18 protein-coding genes are annotated in these 18151 nt (G+C 62.3%); 11 read left to right on the plus strand and 7 right to left on the minus strand.

Features of this window, described 5'->3' with window-relative positions; genetic code table 11:
- Positions 1-20 precede the first annotated feature (20 nt).
- Positions 21-635 carry a GNAT family N-acetyltransferase gene (locus tag HJB83_RS15140; RefSeq protein WP_207583239.1) on the plus strand — a complete coding sequence of 205 codons (615 nt, stop codon included), beginning with the start codon at positions 21-23 and terminating at the stop codon, positions 633-635.
- Entirely contained in the window at positions 632-3544 is a 2913-nt protein-coding gene (locus HJB83_RS15145; RefSeq protein ID WP_207583238.1) for a sensor domain-containing phosphodiesterase, read from the plus strand. The genes HJB83_RS15140 and HJB83_RS15145 overlap by 4 nt, the downstream gene beginning before the upstream one ends.
- A gap of 52 nt (positions 3545-3596) precedes the next feature.
- Here the strand turns inward: HJB83_RS15145 and HJB83_RS15150 are convergent, their stop codons facing one another.
- Positions 3597-4079 carry an Lrp/AsnC family transcriptional regulator gene (locus HJB83_RS15150; protein WP_221116905.1) on the minus strand — a complete coding sequence of 161 codons (483 nt, stop codon included), beginning with the start codon at positions 4077-4079 and terminating at the stop codon, positions 3597-3599.
- A 104-nt stretch (positions 4080-4183) separates the two neighbouring features.
- On the opposite strand from HJB83_RS15150, the gene HJB83_RS15155 reads away from it, so the two are divergent.
- From HJB83_RS15155 to HJB83_RS15185, 7 genes are all read left to right on the plus strand, one after another.
- Positions 4184-5395: a diaminopropionate ammonia-lyase gene (locus HJB83_RS15155; RefSeq protein ID WP_221132241.1), complete on the plus strand. Its 1212-nt coding sequence runs from the start codon at positions 4184-4186 to the stop codon at positions 5393-5395.
- Entirely contained in the window at positions 5392-6639 is a 1248-nt protein-coding gene (locus HJB83_RS15160) for a Zn-dependent hydrolase (RefSeq protein WP_221116903.1), read from the plus strand. Before HJB83_RS15155 ends, HJB83_RS15160 begins: the two co-directional genes overlap by 4 nt.
- Positions 6636-7796: a M20 aminoacylase family protein gene (locus tag HJB83_RS15165; protein WP_221132243.1), complete on the plus strand. Its 1161-nt coding sequence runs from the start codon at positions 6636-6638 to the stop codon at positions 7794-7796. The genes HJB83_RS15160 and HJB83_RS15165 overlap by 4 nt, the downstream gene beginning before the upstream one ends.
- A 194-nt stretch (positions 7797-7990) precedes the next feature.
- Positions 7991-8416, plus strand: a complete 426-nt coding sequence (locus tag HJB83_RS15170; RefSeq protein WP_207583234.1) for a hypothetical protein — start codon at positions 7991-7993, stop codon at positions 8414-8416.
- A 330-nt stretch (positions 8417-8746) separates the two neighbouring features.
- The gene (locus HJB83_RS15175) at positions 8747-10927 is read left to right on the plus strand and encodes a methyl-accepting chemotaxis protein (protein WP_221132244.1); all 2181 of its coding nucleotides are present in this window, start codon (positions 8747-8749) and stop codon (positions 10925-10927) included.
- Between the two features lie 159 nt (positions 10928-11086).
- On the plus strand, positions 11087-11395 hold the full coding sequence (locus HJB83_RS15180; RefSeq protein ID WP_207583232.1) for a Dabb family protein: 309 nt from the start codon (positions 11087-11089) through the stop codon (positions 11393-11395).
- A gap of 154 nt (positions 11396-11549) precedes the next feature.
- Positions 11550-12134, plus strand: coding sequence for a cation transporter (locus HJB83_RS15185; RefSeq protein ID WP_221116900.1), 585 nt, complete (start codon positions 11550-11552; stop codon positions 12132-12134).
- A gap of 12 nt (positions 12135-12146) precedes the next feature.
- Here HJB83_RS15185 and HJB83_RS15190 read toward each other — a convergent pair whose 3' ends face one another.
- Genes HJB83_RS15190 through HJB83_RS34125 form a run of 4 tightly spaced genes read right to left on the minus strand, consistent with a single transcriptional unit; the run spans position 12147 to position 14806 of the window.
- Positions 12147-13046 (minus strand): metal ABC transporter solute-binding protein, Zn/Mn family, encoded by a 900-nt coding sequence (locus HJB83_RS15190; RefSeq protein ID WP_221132245.1) that lies wholly within the window; start codon positions 13044-13046, stop codon positions 12147-12149.
- Positions 13047-13062: 16 nt separating this feature from the next.
- Entirely contained in the window at positions 13063-13935 is an 873-nt protein-coding gene (locus HJB83_RS15195) for a metal ABC transporter permease (protein WP_221116898.1), read from the minus strand.
- Positions 13932-14681 carry a metal ABC transporter ATP-binding protein gene (locus HJB83_RS15200; protein WP_221116897.1) on the minus strand — a complete coding sequence of 250 codons (750 nt, stop codon included), beginning with the start codon at positions 14679-14681 and terminating at the stop codon, positions 13932-13934. The genes HJB83_RS15195 and HJB83_RS15200 overlap by 4 nt, the downstream gene beginning before the upstream one ends.
- Complete coding sequence (locus HJB83_RS34125) at positions 14678-14806, minus strand: hypothetical protein (protein ID WP_259669774.1); 129 nt, start codon at positions 14804-14806, stop codon at positions 14678-14680. The genes HJB83_RS15200 and HJB83_RS34125 overlap by 4 nt, the downstream gene beginning before the upstream one ends.
- Positions 14807-15315: 509 nt before the next feature.
- On the opposite strand from HJB83_RS34125, the gene HJB83_RS15205 reads away from it, so the two are divergent.
- The gene (locus HJB83_RS15205) at positions 15316-15525 is read left to right on the plus strand and encodes a hypothetical protein (protein ID WP_221132246.1); all 210 of its coding nucleotides are present in this window, start codon (positions 15316-15318) and stop codon (positions 15523-15525) included.
- A 396-nt stretch (positions 15526-15921) separates the two neighbouring features.
- Here HJB83_RS15205 and HJB83_RS15210 read toward each other — a convergent pair whose 3' ends face one another.
- Complete coding sequence (locus tag HJB83_RS15210) at positions 15922-16407, minus strand: peroxiredoxin (RefSeq protein WP_221132247.1); 486 nt, start codon at positions 16405-16407, stop codon at positions 15922-15924.
- Between the two features lie 156 nt (positions 16408-16563).
- Positions 16564-17403, minus strand: a complete 840-nt coding sequence (locus HJB83_RS15215) for a protein-disulfide reductase DsbD domain-containing protein (protein ID WP_221132248.1) — start codon at positions 17401-17403, stop codon at positions 16564-16566.
- 139 nt (positions 17404-17542) lie between these two features.
- Between HJB83_RS15215 and HJB83_RS15220 the strand changes: the two genes are divergently transcribed.
- On the plus strand, positions 17543-18148 hold the full coding sequence (locus tag HJB83_RS15220) for a YqgE/AlgH family protein (RefSeq protein ID WP_207583225.1): 606 nt from the start codon (positions 17543-17545) through the stop codon (positions 18146-18148).
- Positions 18149-18151 lie beyond the last annotated feature (3 nt).

The raw sequence follows: 18151 nt of genomic DNA on the forward strand, positions 1-18151 counted from the left end.
CGTCCTGCCGGGAGTGATCGATGCCAAAATCGGTGTTTCGGTTTCTGTCGCGGCAACCGGAAGCGGTGGAGCTGGAGAACGACAGATATCTGCTGCGCCTGCCGCGCTATCAGGATTTCAACCAATGGCACCGGCTGCGCGCCGAAAGCCGCAAGTTCCTGGAACCCTGGGAGCCGACCTGGCGGCGCGACGAGCTGACGGAGGGCGCCTACCGCGCCCGCGTCATCCGCGGCAAGCAGGAATATGCCTCGGGCCAAGCGGTGCCGCTGTTCATTTTCCTCAAGGAGAACCACACCCTCGTCGGAGGCGTCACCATCGGCTATATCAGGCGGGGTGCGGCACAAAGCTGCATGATCGGCTACTGGATGGGCGAACGCCATGCCGGCCAGGGGCATATGTTCGCCGCCCTGCAATTGGTTATTCCTTACATCTTCGCCGGGCTTGAGTTGCACCGTATCGAAGCAGCCTGTATTCCAGATAACGCGCGCAGCATCCGCCTGCTTGAAAAGGCCGGGTTTCAGCAGGAGGGTTATTTGCGCGGATATTTGAAGATCAACGGTCAGTGGCATGACCATGTGATGTTTTCACGTCTCGCCACCGATACGGATAACGGCAGGAAACCCGACAGCCGATGACCAGAGACCGCATGCTGCCCAAGTCACCGTCCGGACGAATGATCGCGGTGATCGCAGCCCTTTTCCTGGCAGTCTTCGCCTTGGTGGCGGGCGCTGCCCAGGCGGCCGAACCGGTGAAGATTTCCCGTGACGACACCGCGCTCGACCTGACCGCGACGACCGAAATCTACGTCAATCAGGGCGAGGCCTTTCAGGTTTCGACGGCTGCCGGCGCCGACGGTATCCGCCGCCGCATCGAGGTCAGGGCAAGCTCGGAGAACCACCAAGGTGACTGGGCGGTGTTTGCGCTTGCCAATGTTTCGGAGGAACAGCTCGAACGCGTCATCGTCGCGCCGCATTTCCGTCTGGTCAATTCCAAGCTGTTCTGGCCGGATCTCGGCTCGCAGCGCATCAGCGCCATCACGCCGAGCGAAGGTTTTGCGCTCGATCGGCAGCCGAGCGACGAGGCCGACGTCTTCCGCATTACGCTGAACCCCGGCGCCGTCATCACCTTCGTTGCCGAGCTGTCGACGCCGGAGCTGCCGCAGATCTATCTCTGGGAACCGAACGCCTACAAGGACACGATCAACGCCTTCACGCTCTATCGCGGCATCGTGCTCGGCATTGCCGGCCTGCTGGCGGTGTTCCTGACCATCCTCTTCGTCGTCAAGGGCACTTCGATGCTGCCGGCGACCGCCGCACTCGCCTGGGCGGTGCTCGGCTATATCTGCGTCGACTTCGGTTTTCTCGGCAAACTGATCAGCGTCGCCTCCGCCGACCAGCGAATATGGCGCGCCTGCGCGGAAGTGGCGCTCGCCTCCAGTTTCGTCATCTTCCTATTTACCTATCTCAACCTCAACCGCTGGCATGCGCATCTCGGCTACGCGACGCTTGCCTGGGTGCTCGGCCTTGCCCTGCTCTTCGGCGTGGCGATCTACGATCCGTCGATTGCCGCCGGCATCGCCAGGCTTTCCTTCGCGCTGACGGCGGCGACCGGGCTGCTGCTGATCATCTATCTCGGCTTCAATCGCTACGACCGCGCCATCCTCCTGGTGCCGGCCTGGGCGCTGACGCTCGTCTGGCTGTTCGGGGCATGGATGACGGTCACCGGGCGGCTCGACAACGACATCATCCAGCCGGCACTCGGCGGCGGCCTGGTGCTCATCGTGCTTCTGATCGGCTTCACCGTCATGCAGCATGCTTTTGCCGGCGGCGCCTTCCAGCAGGGGCTGTTTTCCGATCTTGAGCGGCAATCGCTGGCGCTGACCGGATCCGGCGACATGGTGTGGGATTGGGACGTGGCGCGCGACCGCGTCGTCACCATTCCCGACGTCTCGACCAAGCTCGGCCTTTCCCCCGGCACCATGCATGGCGCAGCGCGCAACTGGCTGCCGCGGCTGCATCCCGATGACCGCGACCGCTTCCGCGCCACGCTCGACGTGCTGCTCGAACACCGGCGCGGCCGGCTGAACCACGAGTTCCGCATCCGCGCCGAGGACGGGCATTTCCACTGGCTGTTGATCCGCGCCCGGCCGGTGCTCGGCTCCAACGGCGAAATCATCCGTTGCGTCGGCACGATCGTCGACGTGACCGAGCAGAAGAACTCCGTCGAACGGCTGCTGCACGATGCGCTGCACGACAATCTGACCGGGCTGCCGAACCGGCAGGTGTTCCTCGACCGGCTGCAGTCGGTCCTGGCGCTGGCGCCGGGCGGCGATACGCTCAAGCCCACGGTGATGGTGATCGACATCGACCGCTACAAGCTGGTCAATGATTCGCTCGGGGTCGCTGCCGGCGACAATATCCTCATCGCGCTGACGCGGCGCCTGCGCCGGCTGTTGAAACCGCAGGACACGCTGGCGCGGCTGGCCGGCGACCAGTTCGGCCTGATCCTGGTTTCCGAGCACAATCCGACCAAGGTCGCCGATTTCGCCGATGCGATCAGCAAGGCGATCATGGTGCCGATCAACTTCGCCAACCGCGAGATCATCCTGACGGCCTCGATCGGACTGACCTCCTGGGTAGACCGTCAGGAGAGCGCCACCGGCCTGCTCAGCGACGCAGAGCTTGCCATGTACCGGGCAAAACGGGCCGGCGGCAACCGTGTCGAGCCATTCCAGCCGGCCTTCCGCGACTTCGGCACCGACCGGCTGCAGCTGGAAACGGATCTGCGCCGCGCCATCGAGCGCAAGGAATTGTCGATGGTCTACCAGCCGATCGCCCGGCTTGAGGATGTCGAGGTCGCCGGTTTCGAGGCATTGATGCGCTGGGAACATCCCAAACGCGGCAACATCCCGCCCTCCGAATTCATCCCGATCGCCGAGGCCTCCGATCTCATCGGCGCGCTCGGCATGTTCGCGCTCGAACAGGCGACCAACGATCTGATGAGCTGGCAGCAACTGACCGGCGAATTGCCGATCTTCGTGTCGATCAATCTGTCGAGCGTGCAGCTGCTCAACAACGAGCTTTATGACGACGTGCGTTCGGTTCTTGCCAAGACGCATTGCCAGCCCTCGCGCCTCAAGCTCGAACTGACGGAGTCCATGGTGATGGAAAATCCGGAACAGGCCCGGCTCGTGCTGCAGAAGCTGAAGGAAGCCGGCATCGGCCTGGCACTCGACGATTTCGGCACCGGCTATTCCTCGCTCGCCTATCTCACCCGTTTTCCCTTCGACATGATCAAGCTCGACAAGGCCCTGGTGCGCGACGGCAGCGACAAGAAGGCGACCGTGCTCAGATCGGTGATCGCCATGGCGCGCGAACTTGAAATGAAGGTGGTGGCCGAGGGGATCGAATCCAACGAGGATGCGATCGAGCTCGCCAAGATGGGCTGCAACTACGGGCAAAGTTATCTGTTCGGGCCGCCGATCGCTTCGGAATCGGTGCTGCGGCTGCTGCGGGAGCGGTTTCCGCTGACCAAGCGGGCGTGATCTTAGAACAGGATGGTTTCAGACCGGTCGGCCTAACTGACGACGGCCGGTCTCACCGCTCAATAGGAACGCTGAGACCGACCTTCACCCGATCCATCGCGACGAATGTCCGGAAGCGCTTGACGTTGTTGTTGCCGAAAAACAGCCGCCGCGTCAGCGCCTCGTAGTCGGCCATTGAGGGGACGACGATGACCAGAATGAAATCTGCCTCGCCGGTGACGTAGTAACACTGCTGGATTTCCGGCGCGGCGGCGAACTGGCTTTTTGCCTGTTCGATCTGTTTTGCAGTTTCGCTGATAACCTCCACCTCCACGAAGATGGTGATCGATTGGCCAAGTGCCGTGGGGTCGAGAACGGCGACGTTTGCCTGGATGACCCCCTCCTGCGCCATCCGTTTGATCCGGCGCTGGACGGCAGGCGCAGACAGGCCGACGGCTTCACCGATCGTCCGTTGCGGCGTGGTATTGTCCCTCTGCAGGATCGCCAGGATCTTGTGGTCGAACGCATCCAAGAGGGAATTTACTGGTCGGCTCAAAACAGGCCCCAACGAAACAAAATTGCAAAACCGACGCCAAAATACAGCGCCTTTTTCGCCTCGCCTGCAATATAATTTAGCCGAACACATTAAGCGAGGCGCGCATGTTTCTGCTGAACACCAATTCCGACTACCGTCAGCCGCTCGACCCGCGAGACGCCGAAACCCTCGGCATGGATGCCGCAAACGCCGTCGAGAGCCACCTGACATTCCGGGAAAATCATGCGGAAACGCCCCTCGTTGCTCTGCCGGCACTGGCGGCCGAGATTGGTGTCGGCTCGATCCACATCAAGGACGAAGGCCACCGCCTCGGCCTCGGAAGTTTCAAGGCGCTTGGCGGCGCTTATGCGGTGATCCGGCTCGTCCTCGAGGAAGCGGCAAACAGGCTCGGCCGCGCCGTCGATGTCTCGGAATTGCATTCTTCTCATGTTCGAGAGGTCGCCGAGGCGATGACGGTGGCCTGCGCCACCGACGGCAATCACGGCCGGTCGGTGGCGCAGGGTGCACAGCTGGTGGGAGCCCGGGCGGCGATTTTCGTGCACGCCGGTGTCAGCGACGAACGCGTCGCCGCCATCGCCCGCTTTGGCGCTCAGATGATCCGTGTGGACGGGACCTATGACGATTCCGTTCGGGAGGCGGCGCGCATTGCCGAGGAAAAAGGCTGGACCATCGTCTCGGACACCTCATGGCCCGGCTATGAGCGCATTCCCGGGCTGGTGATGCAGGGCTACACCGCCCTTGTCCGGGAGGCGCTGAGGGCAATGCCGCAGCCGCCCACCCATGTCTTCATTCAGGCAGGCGTCGGCGGGATCGCTGCCACTGTCGCCGGCCACATGGCCATCGCCTTCGGCGACAAACGCCCGACCTTCACAGTCGTCGATCCCGCCCGCGCCGCCTGCCTGTTCGAAACGGCGCGGGCGGGACATTTGGTGACCGTTGCCCATGGCGAGCCGACGGTTATGGCGATGCTCGAATGTTACGAACCTTCGCTCGTCGCCTGGCGTATTCTCTCTCGGGTCGCGGACGCGTTCATGACCGTGGACGAAGACGAGGCGATCTCGGTGATGAAGCGGCTCGCCGATCCGGCTGGCAACGATCCCGCGATGGTCGCCGGCGAAAGTGGCGGGGTGGGGCTTGCCGGGCTGATCCGCGCGGTCAGCGATCCCGCAATCAAACAAGCCCTGTCTCTCGACGGCCATTCCCGTATCTTCCTGGTGAACACCGAAGGCGCGACCGATCCCGGCAAATATGAAGAGATCGTCGGCCTATCCCCGGCGGTGGTCGCCGCTAAAGGCAAGATCGGAGCTTCAGCATGAGCCATCGTTCGATCGATCCCGCGCGCCTGCTCGGACGCATCGCCACGCTCGGCACGATCGGCCGCGATGCGGAGGGAAGGCTTGTTCGATTGGCGGCGTCCGATAGCGAAAAGCTTGGGCGCGATCAGGTTGTCTCCTGGCTCGATGAGGCCGGGCTGGAGGTTACAGTCGACCACATCGGCAACATCTTCGGCGTCTGGAATGCCGCGGGCGTCGACGGCGAAAAGCCAATCATGATCGGCTCCCACATCGACACGGTGATCAATGCGGGCATCTATGATGGATGTTATGGCGTGCTGGCCGGCCTCGAGGTGATCCAGACCCTCAAAAGCCAAGGGTTTGAACCGTCGCGCCCCATCGTTGTTGCCGCGTTCACCAATGAGGAAGGGGTGCGTTATGCACCCGACATGATGGGTTCGTTGGTCTATTCCGGCGGCCTCGATGTCACGGCGGCGCTGAAGACGGTGGGCACGGATGGCACGGTGCTCGGCGATGAACTCGCGCGGATCGGCTATGCCGGCACCCATGCGCCCGGCTTCATGATGCCGAATGCCTATGTCGAACTGCATATCGAGCAGGGTCCGGTTCTCGAGAGGGAGGGCATATCGGTCGGCGCGGTCCAGGACCTGCAGGGCATTTCCTGGCAGAGGGTGACCATCGACGGCGATGCCAATCATGCCGGCACGACACCGATCTCGATGCGCCGGGACGCCGGATACGCGGCTGCCCGCATCATCACCTTTCTGCGGGACCGCGCAAAGGCATCGAACACCCCAACTGTCGCGACCGTCGGCTGCATCGCCTTCGAACCGAACGCCATCAATGTCATTCCTTCACGCGCGACGTTCACGGTCGATCTGCGTGATCCGGACGAAGACCGACTGAAAGAAGAGGAAAACGCGCTCGCCGCATTCCTCGACCTGCTTTCCTCAGACGAAAAGGTTGGCGTATCCGTCGAGCGGCTGGCACGATTCGAGCCGGTCAAGTTCGATCGAGCGATCGTTCAACGGATCGAGGTTGCCGCCGGGGATCGCGGCCTGGCGTGCAGGCGCATGACATCGGGTGCCGGCCATGACGCCCAGATGATTGCGCGCATCGCGCCAAGCGCGATGATCTTCGTGCCCAGCCGCGGCGGGATCAGTCATAATCCGAAGGAGTTCACATCAGACACGGACCTTGTCGCGGGCGCGAATATCCTCCTCGACGTCGTTTGCGGGCTTGCAACAGGGGAACGGCCAAAATGAGCGTCGACAGCCAGTTGCTGCAACGGGAAATGACCGCCTGGAGGCGCGACCTTCACAGCCATCCCGAATTCGGCTTCGACGAGAAGCGGACGGCGGCCTTCGTCGCCCAAAAACTGCGGGAATTCGGGCTCGACGAGGTGGTCGAAGGTGTCGGCGGCACAGGGGTTGTCGGAACGCTCAGGCGTGGCGGCGGCAACCGTTCCATCGCGCTGCGCGCCGACATGGATGCCCTCAGGATCACCGAACAGGGAGATCGGTCCTATCGATCGCAGGCCGCCGGCGTGATGCACGCCTGCGGCCATGACGGCCATACGGCAATGCTGCTTGGCGCCGCCAGGATGCTGTCGGAGGAAGGCCATTTCGACGGCACGGTCCGGTTCATCTTTCAGCCTGCCGAGGAGTGGGGCAAAGGCGCCTTGGCGATGCTCGGCGATGGCCTGATGACGCGCTTTCCCTTCGACGAAATCTACGGCCTGCACAACATGCCGGGTCTTCCGGTCGGCGTTTTCGAGACCCGCGCCGGCGCGATCATGTCGGCTGAGGATAATTTCGAGATTGTCCTCAAGGGCGTCGGCGGACACGCCGCGCGTCCGCACTCAGGCAACGAAGTCCTGGTCGCCGCCTGCGCACTGGTGACGAACCTCCAGACGATCGTTTCCCGTCGGCTCGATCCGACCGATATCGGCGTCGTCTCGGTGACCGAACTTCTGACCGACGGCACCCGCAACGCTCTGCCTGGACTGGCGCGCATCCTGGGCGATGCCCGCAGCTTCCGCCCCGAGGTCAGCGCGCTGGTCGAGAAGCAGATGCGCCTGATCGCAGAGGGGACGGCGCTTGCCCACAATGTTTCGGCCGAGGTGAATTACACCAGAGAATTCGTCCCGCTGCTCAATGATGCCGTCCTTGTGGAGGAAGCCTTTGCCGCAGCCAGCAGTGTCTTCCCCACGGAAAATATCAATGCCCGGCGCGAGCCGATGACCGGATCGGAAGACTTCGCACGATTCCTCGAACATGTCCCCGGCTGCTTCGTCTTCCTGGGCAATGGCGAAGACTCCGCGCCGCTTCACAATCCGAATTACGATTTCAACGACGATGGACTGATCCATGGGGCCAAATTCCACACGAGCATCGTGCGTCGGCGCCTAAACGCAAACTGACATCCGATCCGATCGGGCGCGGCCTGCACCGAGCCTCGAAAGCGAAGACATCTGGTGCGCGCGGAGACCTTCCCGCCCGTTTTCGGATGCATCGCATTGCGGGAATGGACGAGAGCGTCTACAACCCCCTCCGACAGACCATTGACCAACGGTCTGCGATGTGCGCCTCTCAGTGCTTGCACAAGGAAAATCCCATGCTCAAATTTCTGCTCACCCTGTCCTTGGGTGTTTTTTGCGTCGCGCCGCTTCAGGCCGGCGAACTCACTCCCGCCACCAAAAGCTGCCTGTCGGGGGAAAAACAAGGGCATTGCGAGCGCTGGGTCAAGGATTTCAAGACGGCCACGGAACTGGCGCATAAAGGCGATCACGGCGCACAGGTAACCGTCGCCTTCTGCCTGTCCACCGGATGCCATGGCGCCGTCACCATCGACAAGGTCGCTTCCTGCAGCTGGCACCTCGTCATCGCCAATTCGGGTGCCGCGACAGTGCTCGATGGTTCCAACCTCAGGAACACCTGCCGGCCGATGACGCCGGCTGAGAAAGACCAGGCCCGCGCCTTGTCCCGCGATCTGGTCCAGAAGATCTATAAGCGCCCGATGGTCACGACCGATCAGATGTAGTCTTCATCTCGCCGATTTTGATTGAATTTCCTAGCCCTTAAACTTTTATTCACAGCCTGCTGATCTTGTACTGACCGCAATGATGATCGTCATCGCAGCCGGCAATGTTGCCGCTCCCGATGACGATCCGCACGGCGCGCGGTGATGTTTCCGCTTGCATCTTCGGGATGAACCCGCCGAAATTTTCAATTCGCCTGGTTTCGAAGACAGAGACGCGTGCTCACCCGCACGCATGCGTGGCTCGCCTATCCCTCATTCAGCGCCGCCAGCCTTCCTCGATGACCTCGCGCCCGAAGCAGATTTCATCAGCCGACATGAAGGGCTTTTTAGATGATCAGAACCGTTTCAGCGAAACTCATCCTTGCGACCGGCACTGCGATCGCCGGCGTCCTGATCGCTTACACCGCCTTCAATGCGGTGAGTGTGAAGACCAATACCGAGCGGGAGGTCATGGCGCTGGCGACCGAGCAGGCGGCCGTGGTCAGCCAACAGGTGGCAACCAATATCACCGAGGCGACCTCGGCCGGTACGGCTCTGGCCGCAAGCCTCTCCGGTTTCGTCGAGGGCGGATCGAAAAGCCGGGCCGACATCGTTGCGATGATCAAGGCCGTGGCTCCGCAATATCCGAGCGTGTTCGGCGCCTGGATGTGCGAATTGATCGACGGTCCCCACCCGACAACCGGCACGGAGGCCTTGAACAAGGAAGGCATTTTCACGCCGTATTGGACCAAGGGCGATGACGGCAAGATGGAATTCTCGACATGGAGCATCAAGCCTGAGGACGAATATTACAGCGCGCCCCTGAAGAGCGGAAAGGCGATCATCACCTCTCCCTATCTGACCAACATGAATAAGCTCGTCACCTCGGTTTCGGTGCCGATGCAGGTGAACGGGACTGTCGTTGGCCTTGCCGGCGTCGATATCAAGCTCGATGATCTCACAGCCGCCTTGACGCAGATGCACCCCTTCGATGGCGGGCGGGTCATGCTGCTTGCCAATGACGGCAAGTGGCTCGCCCATCCCGACAAAGACAATCTGATGAAGGACTATGCCGATGCCGGCGCAGATGACGTCAAGCAGGCGCTGGCCGACGGCAAGATGCGGGTGATATCTGGTTTGCCTGATGGCGCCGTCCGCCTGGTCTATCCGTTTACCGCCCGCGGAATGAACACCACCTGGGCAGCGGTCCTGGATGTGCCGGCCGCAACCTTCTCGGCGCCGGTTTGGCAACAGATCTACAATACGGTCATTGGCGGACTTCTTATTCTGGCCGTGATGCTCGGCGTCATCCTGACGGCGAGCCGCACCCTGATCGGCAAGCCGCTGAAGGGGATTCTGAGCGCCGTCCAGAAGATGGCGGGCGGGAATTATCGCGAGCAGATCGACCATAATGGCAGCGCCGACGAGCTTGGAAGCCTGAAGAGCGCGCTCGAAAAATTCCGCCATCAACTCGCCCGCGGCGAGGCGCTCAAGGACGAGCAGGAGACGCTTCAGGCGCAGGTCGAAACCGACCGCAAACGCCAGGGCGACCTCGAGCAGGCCAAGGCCGAGGATCTGCACCATTTCGTCGAAGTCGTGCAGAGCCGGTTCGGCCTTCTGGCTTCGGGCGATCTGACCGTCAGGATGAACGACAAGGTGGCGCCGGAATTCGAGACGATCCGGGCGAACTTCAATACGTCGGTTTCCGCATTAGAAGACACCATCCGCAACGTCGTCCACGCCGTTTACACCATCCGCTCCGGCCTCGGCGAGATTTCGACGGCGTCGAACGATCTTGCGCGGCGCACGGAACAGCAGGCCGCCTCACTGGAGGAAACGGTCGCGGCGCTCGGTGAGGTCACCCGCGGCGTCAACGACACGTCCGAAGGGGCAAACAGCGCGCAGCAAACGATGAAGCTTGCCCGAGCCGACGCCGAAAAGGGCGGCGAAGTCGTTGCCCGTGCGATCGAGGCGATGACCGAAATCCAGGGCTCCTCCGGCAAGATCGGCAATATCATCCGGGTGATCGACGAAATCGCCTTCCAGACCAACCTGCTGGCGCTCAATGCCGGCGTCGAGGCAGCGCGGGCCGGTGAAGCCGGCAAGGGCTTTGCCGTCGTCGCCCAGGAGGTCAGGGAACTGGCGCAACGCTCCGCCCAGGCGGCAAAGGAAATCAGCGGGCTGATCTCAATGTCGTCGTCGCAGGTTCAGACCGGCGTCAACCTGGTCGAGGAAACCGGTGTGGCGCTCTCCAAGATCGTCGATCGCGTCGTCGGCATGAGCGATACGGTCAATGAAATTGCCACCAGCGCGCAGTCGCAGGCGACCAGCCTGCGGGAAGTTTCCGCCGCCGCCGATCTGATGGACAAGGTTACCCAGCAGAACGCCGCCATGGTCGAAGAGACGACGGCGGCAGCACAGGGGCTTGCGCAGGAAACGGAGAACCTCGCAGCGGTCGTCGGCCGCTTCGGCCTCGGCGGCGCAGTTTCGCGCGGCGGCCAGTCGCCAGCAGCGATGAAGCTGGCGAGCTGATCAATGCATGTCATCAGGACGTGTGCAGCGGTTCTGAGACACCGACCTGCATAAACAAAAGAGCCAGCTTCACGCCGCAACGCCGGCGTGGAAATAATCTCATTGCCCTCCCGGCTTTCGCGGCTATTCTGCCGGCACAGAAAATCGGGAGGAGCACTGATGATCCTGCACTGCGTATTCCTGCGGCTGAAGACCGCGGTGACGAGCGACGACAAGCAGTCGCTGTTTGCGGCGATCGCCGCCCTCAAGCAGGTTATTCCCGGCATCCTTGATATCAAATACGGGCCGAACGTTTCGCCCGAGGGGCTGCACGGCGGCTTCGTCGACGGTTTTGCCGTGACCTTTGAGAGTGCTGAGGCTCGCGACGCCTATCTCATCCATCCCGAGCATGCGACCGTTGGCGAGCGTATCGTCTCTTCGACGGATGGAGGCCTTGCCGGCATCCTGGTCTTCGACCTCAATCTCTAAGAGCCGCAAGCGGTCTACGCGAAAACGGGATCGGCCCGAGCGGCCCTCCCCTTGTGCTGCAAGGACATGCTGCACTTAGGCTTGCAGCAGTGTCTCGCAGCCGCGAGCAAACAGCGCCGTCCTCGGCTGATTTATGGAAAAGACTGATACGGATATGCAAAGTTCCGCCCTTCGCCGCGCCGTCACGATCGTCGCGCTCGCGAACCTCGCCTATTTCGGAATCGAGTTCACGGTCGCCCTTTCGATCGGGTCTGTCTCGCTTTTCGCAGACTCGGTCGATTTCCTCGAAGATGCCTCGGTCAATCTGTTGATCCTGATGGCGCTCGGCTGGTCGATGCGGTCGCGAGCCCGCGTCGGCATGGCACTCGCCGCAATTCTGCTCGCACCGGCGATCGCCACGATCTGGACCGCTTGGCAGAAGTTCACCGTGCCTGTTGCGCCCGAGGCCTTTGCGTTATCCCTGACTGGCCTCGGCGCCCTCGTCGTCAATCTGGGCTGCGCCTTGCTGCTCGCCCGCTTTCGTCATCACGGCGGAAGCCTGACGAAGGCGGCCTTCCTGTCCGCCCGCAACGACGCGGTCGCGAATATTGCAATCGTCGGTGCGGGATTGATCACCGCGTTTTTCTGGACGTCGGCGTGGCCCGACCTGATCGTCGGGATCGGCATCGCAATCATGAATGTCGATGCGGCGCGCGAGGTGTGGACTGCGGCCCGTGACGAGCACCGGGCCGCACCCTGACTGTGCGCCGGCTCAGCTCGATTTCGCCATGGCGGCGGCGAGCTGGTCGACATTGTAGCGGAACATCTTCTCATAGGTCGGCGCCGGACCCTTGGCGTCGGAGAGGGACTCGACATAGAGCTCGCCGCCGGGCTCGGCACTGGTTGCCTTGGCGACCTGCTTGACGAGGCGGGGATCGTTGGAATTCTCGAAGAAATAGGCCTTCACGTGCTCGCCCTTGATCTGCTCGATCAGCTTGGCGACGTCGGCGGCCGATGCCTCGCTTTCGGTGGAAAGGCCGAGGGGCGCGAGGAAGCTGACATTATACTCGCGGCCGAAATAACCGAAGGCGTCATGGCTGGTCAGCACCTTGCGGCGATCGTCGGCTACCTTGTCGAATTTCGCGTGGGCGTAGGTGTTCAATTCGTCCAGCCTCTTTGTATACGTCTCGGCATTGGCCTTGAACGCCGCGGCATCGGCGGGGTCGGCAGATGACAGCGCCCTTTCGATATTGGCGACCCAGATCTTGACGTTGACCGGGCTGTTCCAGACATGCGGATCGGTGATCTTTTCGCCGTCCTCATCCATGGTGCGGGTGTCGATGCCTTCGGAGACGGTGACCGGCTTGCCCTTGTAGCCCGAGGCGGTGATCAGCCGGTCCATCCAGCCTTCCAGCCCTTCGCCGCTGACGAAAGTCACTTGAGCCGCGTTCAAATTCTTGGCGTCGGCCGGGGACGGCTCGAATTCATGGGGATCGCCATTCGGCCCAACCAGGCTCTTCACGTCAACATGGTCGCCGCCGACTTGTTTGACGACGTCGGCAAGCACGGTGAAGGAGGCAACCACCTTCAGCGTTTCGGCGGAGGCCGGCATGGCCGACAGCGCCATCAGAGCGGGGATTGCTGCGGAGAGAAGCAGTCTTTGCGGGGTCATCGAAGTCTCCTTGGGATCAGCCCTTCAGATGCGGGCGGGGAAAGAAGCGCCTGGCGAGGCCGGAGGGCGCGAAAAGGATGGAAAAGGCGTAGAGGATCGCCGCCGTCATGATGATCGTCGGGCCGGAGGCGAGTTCGAGATGGTAGGAGGCGATCAGGCCGAGATAGCCGGAGGCGGCGGCACTTGAAGCAGCGATCGCCATCATCACGGCTAAGTTGCGCGACCAGAGCTGGGCGACCGCCGCCGGCAGCATCATCAGGCCGACGGCCATCAGCGTGCCGAGCGCCTGGAAGCTGGCGACGAGGTTCAAGACCACCAGCAGCAGGAACAGCACGTGATAGACCGGCCCGCGCCCGCCGACGGCGCGCAGGAAACCGGGATCGAAGCATTCGGCCACCAGCGGGCGGTAGATGAGGGCGAGGATGACAAGGGTCAGCGAGGTGATCGCGCCGATCAGATAAAGGGCCGGAGCATCGATCGCCAGAATGGTGCCGAAGAGCACATGCAGCAGATCGATATTCGAACCGCGCAGCGAGACGATCAGCACGCCGAGCGCCAGCGACGCGAGATAGAAGCTGGCAAAGCTCGCATCCTCCTGCAGCACGGTCATCCGGCTGACGGCGCCGGAAAGCAGCGCCACCGACAGGCCGGCGACAAGGCCGCCGAGGCCCATCGCCGTCAGCGACAGCGAGCCGGCGACGAGGTAACCGATCGCCGCCCCCGGCAGCACGGCATGGCTCATGGCATCGCCCATCAGGCTCATGCGCCTGAGCATCAGGAAGACGCCGATCGGCCCGGAGCCGAGTCCGAGGCAAAGGCAGGCGACCAGCGCCCGGCGCATGAAACCGAAATCGGCAAACGGCGCGAAGAAGAGATCGTAAGCCGTCATGCCGCCGGCGCCTGTTCAGGGCCGCAAGCCTCGGCATCCTCATCCCAGCGCTCGGCCATGGCGCGGGCCTTCAGCAGATTGACTGAAGACATGACCTCGGCGGTCGGGCCCCAGCCGACAAGCTCGCGGGCAAGCAGCAGGGTCTCGGGAAAATGCGCGCGCACGAGCTCGAAATCATGCAGCACGGCAATCACCGTGCGGCCCTCGCCATGCCAGCGGGTGACGATATCGATCAGGTCCCTGGTGGTGCGGGCATCGATTGCCGTAAACGGCTCGTCGAGCAGGATGATGCCGGCATCCTGCAGCAGCAGGCGGGCAAACAGCACACGCTGGAATTGGCCGGCCGACAACGATCCGACATGACGTTTTCCAAAACCTTCGAGGCCGACGGCAGATAGCGCCTCGCCTGCCCTCTTCACCTCGGCCGCAGCAATTCGACCGAAGGCTCCTGCCGTCTTCCAGGCGCCGAGCATGACGGTGTCGATGACCGAGATCGGAAAACGCCGGTCGATCTCGGCCGCCTGCGGGAGATAACCGAACTCCGCTCGCCCCAGCCGGTGCTCGACCCTGCCTTCGGCCGGGCGAAGCTCACCCATAATCGCCTTCAACAACGTCGACTTACCCGCCCCATTCGGCCCGGCAATCGCCGTCAGGCTGCCCGGCGCAAAGGCGCCGGAGACATGGTGGATGGCGGGATGCCGGTTATAGGCGACCGTCAGATTGTCGAGACGGATCGCCGGCGTCATGGCAGCAGAACCGCCCAATGAATGGCCAGCCAAAGGGCGGCAACGACCAGCGAGATGCCGATCACCCTGGATAGAGCCGACTGTCCCAGCAGGCTAACGAAGGGGCGGTCGGGACTCGGGGGCATGGCTCATCCTACAAATGTAATAACATTACTGTTATGTTATAACGATTGCGGCGAGATTGAGGCGCGGCTTCGTCGCGAAGTTGTTATTGCGGGATAGCGAGGTGCGGCCATTTGACAGCCAAGTGCGTCAGGCCAGACTTGCTCCATGATCAGGCCGGAGTGGAGGCTGAACCTGTCGAAGCAGCGTCGGCCAGCAGCGACATTGTGCTCGAGGCCAAGCCCGAGCCTGCCGGACGTTAGCGAGGGCGACCGACGAGAAGCACAATGGGCGTGCATCCGGCCAAACGCCGCGGTCCTAGCTCCAAAAGCCACCCCACCCTCCGTCCTCTTCGGGCTTGACCCGAGGATCCACTCTGCTCTCGATCGGCACCGGGCGTGGATCCCAGGCTCGGAGGCCTGGGATGAAGGAGATTGGGAGCGTGGTTCTGCCAAACTCGCCGTTGGCGTGCGCTGCACTCAGGATGCCGAAACATCATTGATGAATTTCAACGAAGTTGTAGTGTCTGGCCATGACAAGCGCCATATTCTTTGCCGCAGCAGGCGTGACGTTCGTTATTGTGCTCTGGCTGATGTTTCCAGCCATCACGAGCCGTCGCGACCCGATGAAAATGACTCCCGGCGAACACGGCTGGTATGCAAAGCGGGTTTTTCCGCTGATGCTGCTGTTTGGCGCGTTTGCCACTATCGGAAGCCTGGCTGGGCAATGGGGATGGCCCTGAGAGCCGCCGAAACCCGCTCGCACTTTTCTGCATCACACCTCAGGACTGCCCAAACAATTGGAAAAGGCCGACTGAACGGCCGCGCCTTCATCTGTTGATGCGCGCAGGCGCAGCGCTCCAGCTTAGATGTCGCACCCAATACCGAGCGTTCGGTTCCTCTGGTTGATCACAATGCAACTTGTCCCCACACGTCGCTGCCCTTGCTCCAAAAGCCGCCCCACCCTCCGTCGTCCTCGGGCTTGACCCAGGGCTTGACCCGAGGATCCACTTTGTCCTCGATCAGCGCCGGGCGTGGATCCCAGGCTCAAGGCCTGGGATGACAGAGGGTTGGGGGCCAATAGGCCAAACTCAGTGCGTCGATTTCCAGGTATTAAGTGGCAGATACCCATCGAAAGCTCAGAGCAATTCCAGCATCGCGGCTGCACCCGAGACCGTGGCCTGGCCGGGGCTTTCCTCGATGTTGAGGGCTTTGACCACGCCGTCTTCCAGCAGCATCGAATAACGCTTGGAGCGAAGGCCGAGGCCGCCGGCGGAGAGGTCGGCGTCGAGGCCGACGGCCTTGGTGAAGCCGGCGTCCCAATCGGCGAGGAAGTGGATCTTGCCCATGCCGCCGGAGGATTGCGCCCAGGCGCCCATCACATGCCAGTCGTTGACAGAGACAACGGCGATGTCGTCGACGCCTTTGCCAAGGATGGTGTCGCGGTTTTCGAGATAACCCGGCAGGTGGTTCAGCGAGCAAGTGGGCGTGAAGGCGCCCGGCACGGCAAACAGCACGACGCGCTTACCGGAAAAGAGCTGGTCCGTGGTGATTTCGACCGGGCCGTCAGCGGTCTTTTCCTTGAAGGTGGCGGCAGGAAGCTTGTCGCCGATCGCGATGGTCATGGTTTTCTCCTTGAATTCCGGCTTTTGGGGGCCGGCTTGTTGGGGTTCTGGCTTGGCGGGTTCTGGCTTGGCGGCGGCGGGCACCGCAGAGGGATTGTCGGCGACTATAAGATCCGCTCCTTCAAAGGCAAGGCCGAGCATTCAAAGGCAAGCCCGTCACTCAAAAGGAACGGTCGTCTCCATTGCCCTTTCGCCATCGATCACCAGTACGCCCCAGCGCTTGCCTGATATGTCGTAATCCTTCGGCAGCTTGCCGATGGCGACATCGGTCTTGAAGGCAGCGCCGTCGCGTTTGCCGCCGATCTGCTTGGTGAAGGCATAGCCGCTCGGCCCGGTGACGATGATATCGGGCGCGCCCTTGCCCTCGGCCGGCAAGGCCAGCGTCAGCGACAGCGTCTTCCGGTCAGCCGCCATCGCATGCGCCGTCACATCGAAATCGGCCGATGGCGGCTTCGGCAGGCTTGCATCGGCCGCCGCAAGGATCGCCTCCTCTTGGCGGTGCGACTGGATGGCAGGGCCAAGCTTCAGCTGAAAATTCGCCTGGAAGGGAATGCAGATATCTTTGCAGATGCCGATGAAGGCCAAGGCGTCGATCTCGACTTCGCCTTTGCCTGCCGCTTTCAGCGACAGCGGCAGCGTTACCGGCGCGTCATAGCCGATATCCTCGACCGCGCCGTTGAAGAAATGCTTCGGAACGGGATAGCCGATGGCATCGAGCGTCACGCCGCTGCCCGCCGCCATGCTGAACTGAGGCGGAATGCCGGTGTTTCCGGGCTCTTTCCAATAGGTGATCCAACCGGCTTTCGGCTCGATCTGCAGAGCGGCGCGGATTTTGCCGGCGGCATCGGGCGCCAGTGCGACGAGGCGCATGCGGCCGCCTTCGTTCTCCGCCCAGGCGCTCATTTCCGCGTGGGCCGAACAATGGGCGGCGAGGGCTGCGCCCATTGAGACGACCGTAATTAAAAGCCGGCGCGGGACCGAGGAAATAATCATCATGGAACAAAGGTTTATCGAAAGTGCTGTTTGGCCGCCAGAAGTCGCGGCGATTTAAATCTTCATTTTTGGTTGATTGATGTGTGACATTGGCCCATGTTTCTCTTGTCAAGCCTCGGTGCGGTTGGCAGCAGGAGGAACGATGTCCTTATCGACGCTGAAGAACAGACGGGAACGTGGCTTCTTCGATGGCCAGTTCCTCATCGCCATGCCCGGCATCGAAGACCGCAATTTTGCGCGCACGGTGATCTATATCTGCGCTCATTCGGATGCCGGCGCCATGGGCTTCGTCATCAACCGCCCGCAGAACCTCACCTTCACCGATGTGCTGCTGCATCTCGATATGATCAAGCAGGAAGATTCGATCGTGCTGCCGAAGCGAGCGCGCGACTTCCCGATCCAGACCGGCGGCCCGGTGGAAAGCGGCCGCGGCTTCGTGCTGCATTCGGACGATTACTCCAGCGACTCCTCGATCCCCGTCAGCGACGACATCTGCCTGACGGCGACGCTCGACATCGTGCGCGCCATCTCCAAGGGCGATGGGCCGACGCGCGCGACGATGCTGCTCGGCTATTCCTCCTGGTCGGCCGGCCAGCTGGAAAACGAGGTCGTCAACAATGGCTGGCTCACCTGCGCGGCCAATGAGGAACTGATCTTCGACCGCAGCCTCGACGACAAATACGAGCGGGCGCTCGCCGGCATGGGCGTTACCGCTGCCATGCTTTCGGCCGAAGCCGGGCATGCCTGAGCC

The organism is Rhizobium sp. NZLR11 (assembly GCF_019685115.1).
In the GTDB taxonomy this organism is placed as follows: Bacteria; Pseudomonadota; Alphaproteobacteria; order Rhizobiales; family Rhizobiaceae; genus Rhizobium.

Excerpts from the sequence above, each read along its gene's own strand:
- HJB83_RS15140 (WP_207583239.1), top strand. The coding sequence starts at position 21 with ATGCCAAAATCGGTGTTTCGGTTTCTGTCGCGGCAACCGGAAGCGGTG.
- HJB83_RS15145 (WP_207583238.1), top strand. The coding sequence starts at position 632 with ATGACCAGAGACCGCATGCTGCCCAAGTCACCGTCCGGACGAATGATC.
- HJB83_RS15155 (WP_221132241.1), top strand. The coding sequence starts at position 4,184 with ATGTTTCTGCTGAACACCAATTCCGACTACCGTCAGCCGCTCGACCCG.
- HJB83_RS15160 (WP_221116903.1), top strand. The coding sequence starts at position 5,392 with ATGAGCCATCGTTCGATCGATCCCGCGCGCCTGCTCGGACGCATCGCC.
- HJB83_RS15165 (WP_221132243.1), top strand. The coding sequence starts at position 6,636 with ATGAGCGTCGACAGCCAGTTGCTGCAACGGGAAATGACCGCCTGGAGG.
- HJB83_RS15170 (WP_207583234.1), top strand. The coding sequence starts at position 7,991 with ATGCTCAAATTTCTGCTCACCCTGTCCTTGGGTGTTTTTTGCGTCGCG.
- HJB83_RS15175 (WP_221132244.1), top strand. The coding sequence starts at position 8,747 with ATGATCAGAACCGTTTCAGCGAAACTCATCCTTGCGACCGGCACTGCG.
- HJB83_RS15180 (WP_207583232.1), top strand. The coding sequence starts at position 11,087 with ATGATCCTGCACTGCGTATTCCTGCGGCTGAAGACCGCGGTGACGAGC.
- HJB83_RS15185 (WP_221116900.1), top strand. The coding sequence starts at position 11,550 with ATGCAAAGTTCCGCCCTTCGCCGCGCCGTCACGATCGTCGCGCTCGCG.
- HJB83_RS15190 (WP_221132245.1), bottom strand. The coding sequence starts at position 13,046 with ATGACCCCGCAAAGACTGCTTCTCTCCGCAGCAATCCCCGCTCTGATG.
- HJB83_RS15195 (WP_221116898.1), bottom strand. The coding sequence starts at position 13,935 with ATGACGGCTTACGATCTCTTCTTCGCGCCGTTTGCCGATTTCGGTTTC.
- HJB83_RS15200 (WP_221116897.1), bottom strand. The coding sequence starts at position 14,681 with ATGACGCCGGCGATCCGTCTCGACAATCTGACGGTCGCCTATAACCGG.
- HJB83_RS34125 (WP_259669774.1), bottom strand. The coding sequence starts at position 14,806 with ATGCCCCCGAGTCCCGACCGCCCCTTCGTTAGCCTGCTGGGACAGTCG.
- HJB83_RS15205 (WP_221132246.1), top strand. The coding sequence starts at position 15,316 with ATGACAAGCGCCATATTCTTTGCCGCAGCAGGCGTGACGTTCGTTATT.
- HJB83_RS15210 (WP_221132247.1), bottom strand. The coding sequence starts at position 16,407 with ATGACCATCGCGATCGGCGACAAGCTTCCTGCCGCCACCTTCAAGGAA.
- HJB83_RS15215 (WP_221132248.1), bottom strand. The coding sequence starts at position 17,403 with ATGATGATTATTTCCTCGGTCCCGCGCCGGCTTTTAATTACGGTCGTC.
- HJB83_RS15220 (WP_207583225.1), top strand. The coding sequence starts at position 17,543 with ATGTCCTTATCGACGCTGAAGAACAGACGGGAACGTGGCTTCTTCGAT.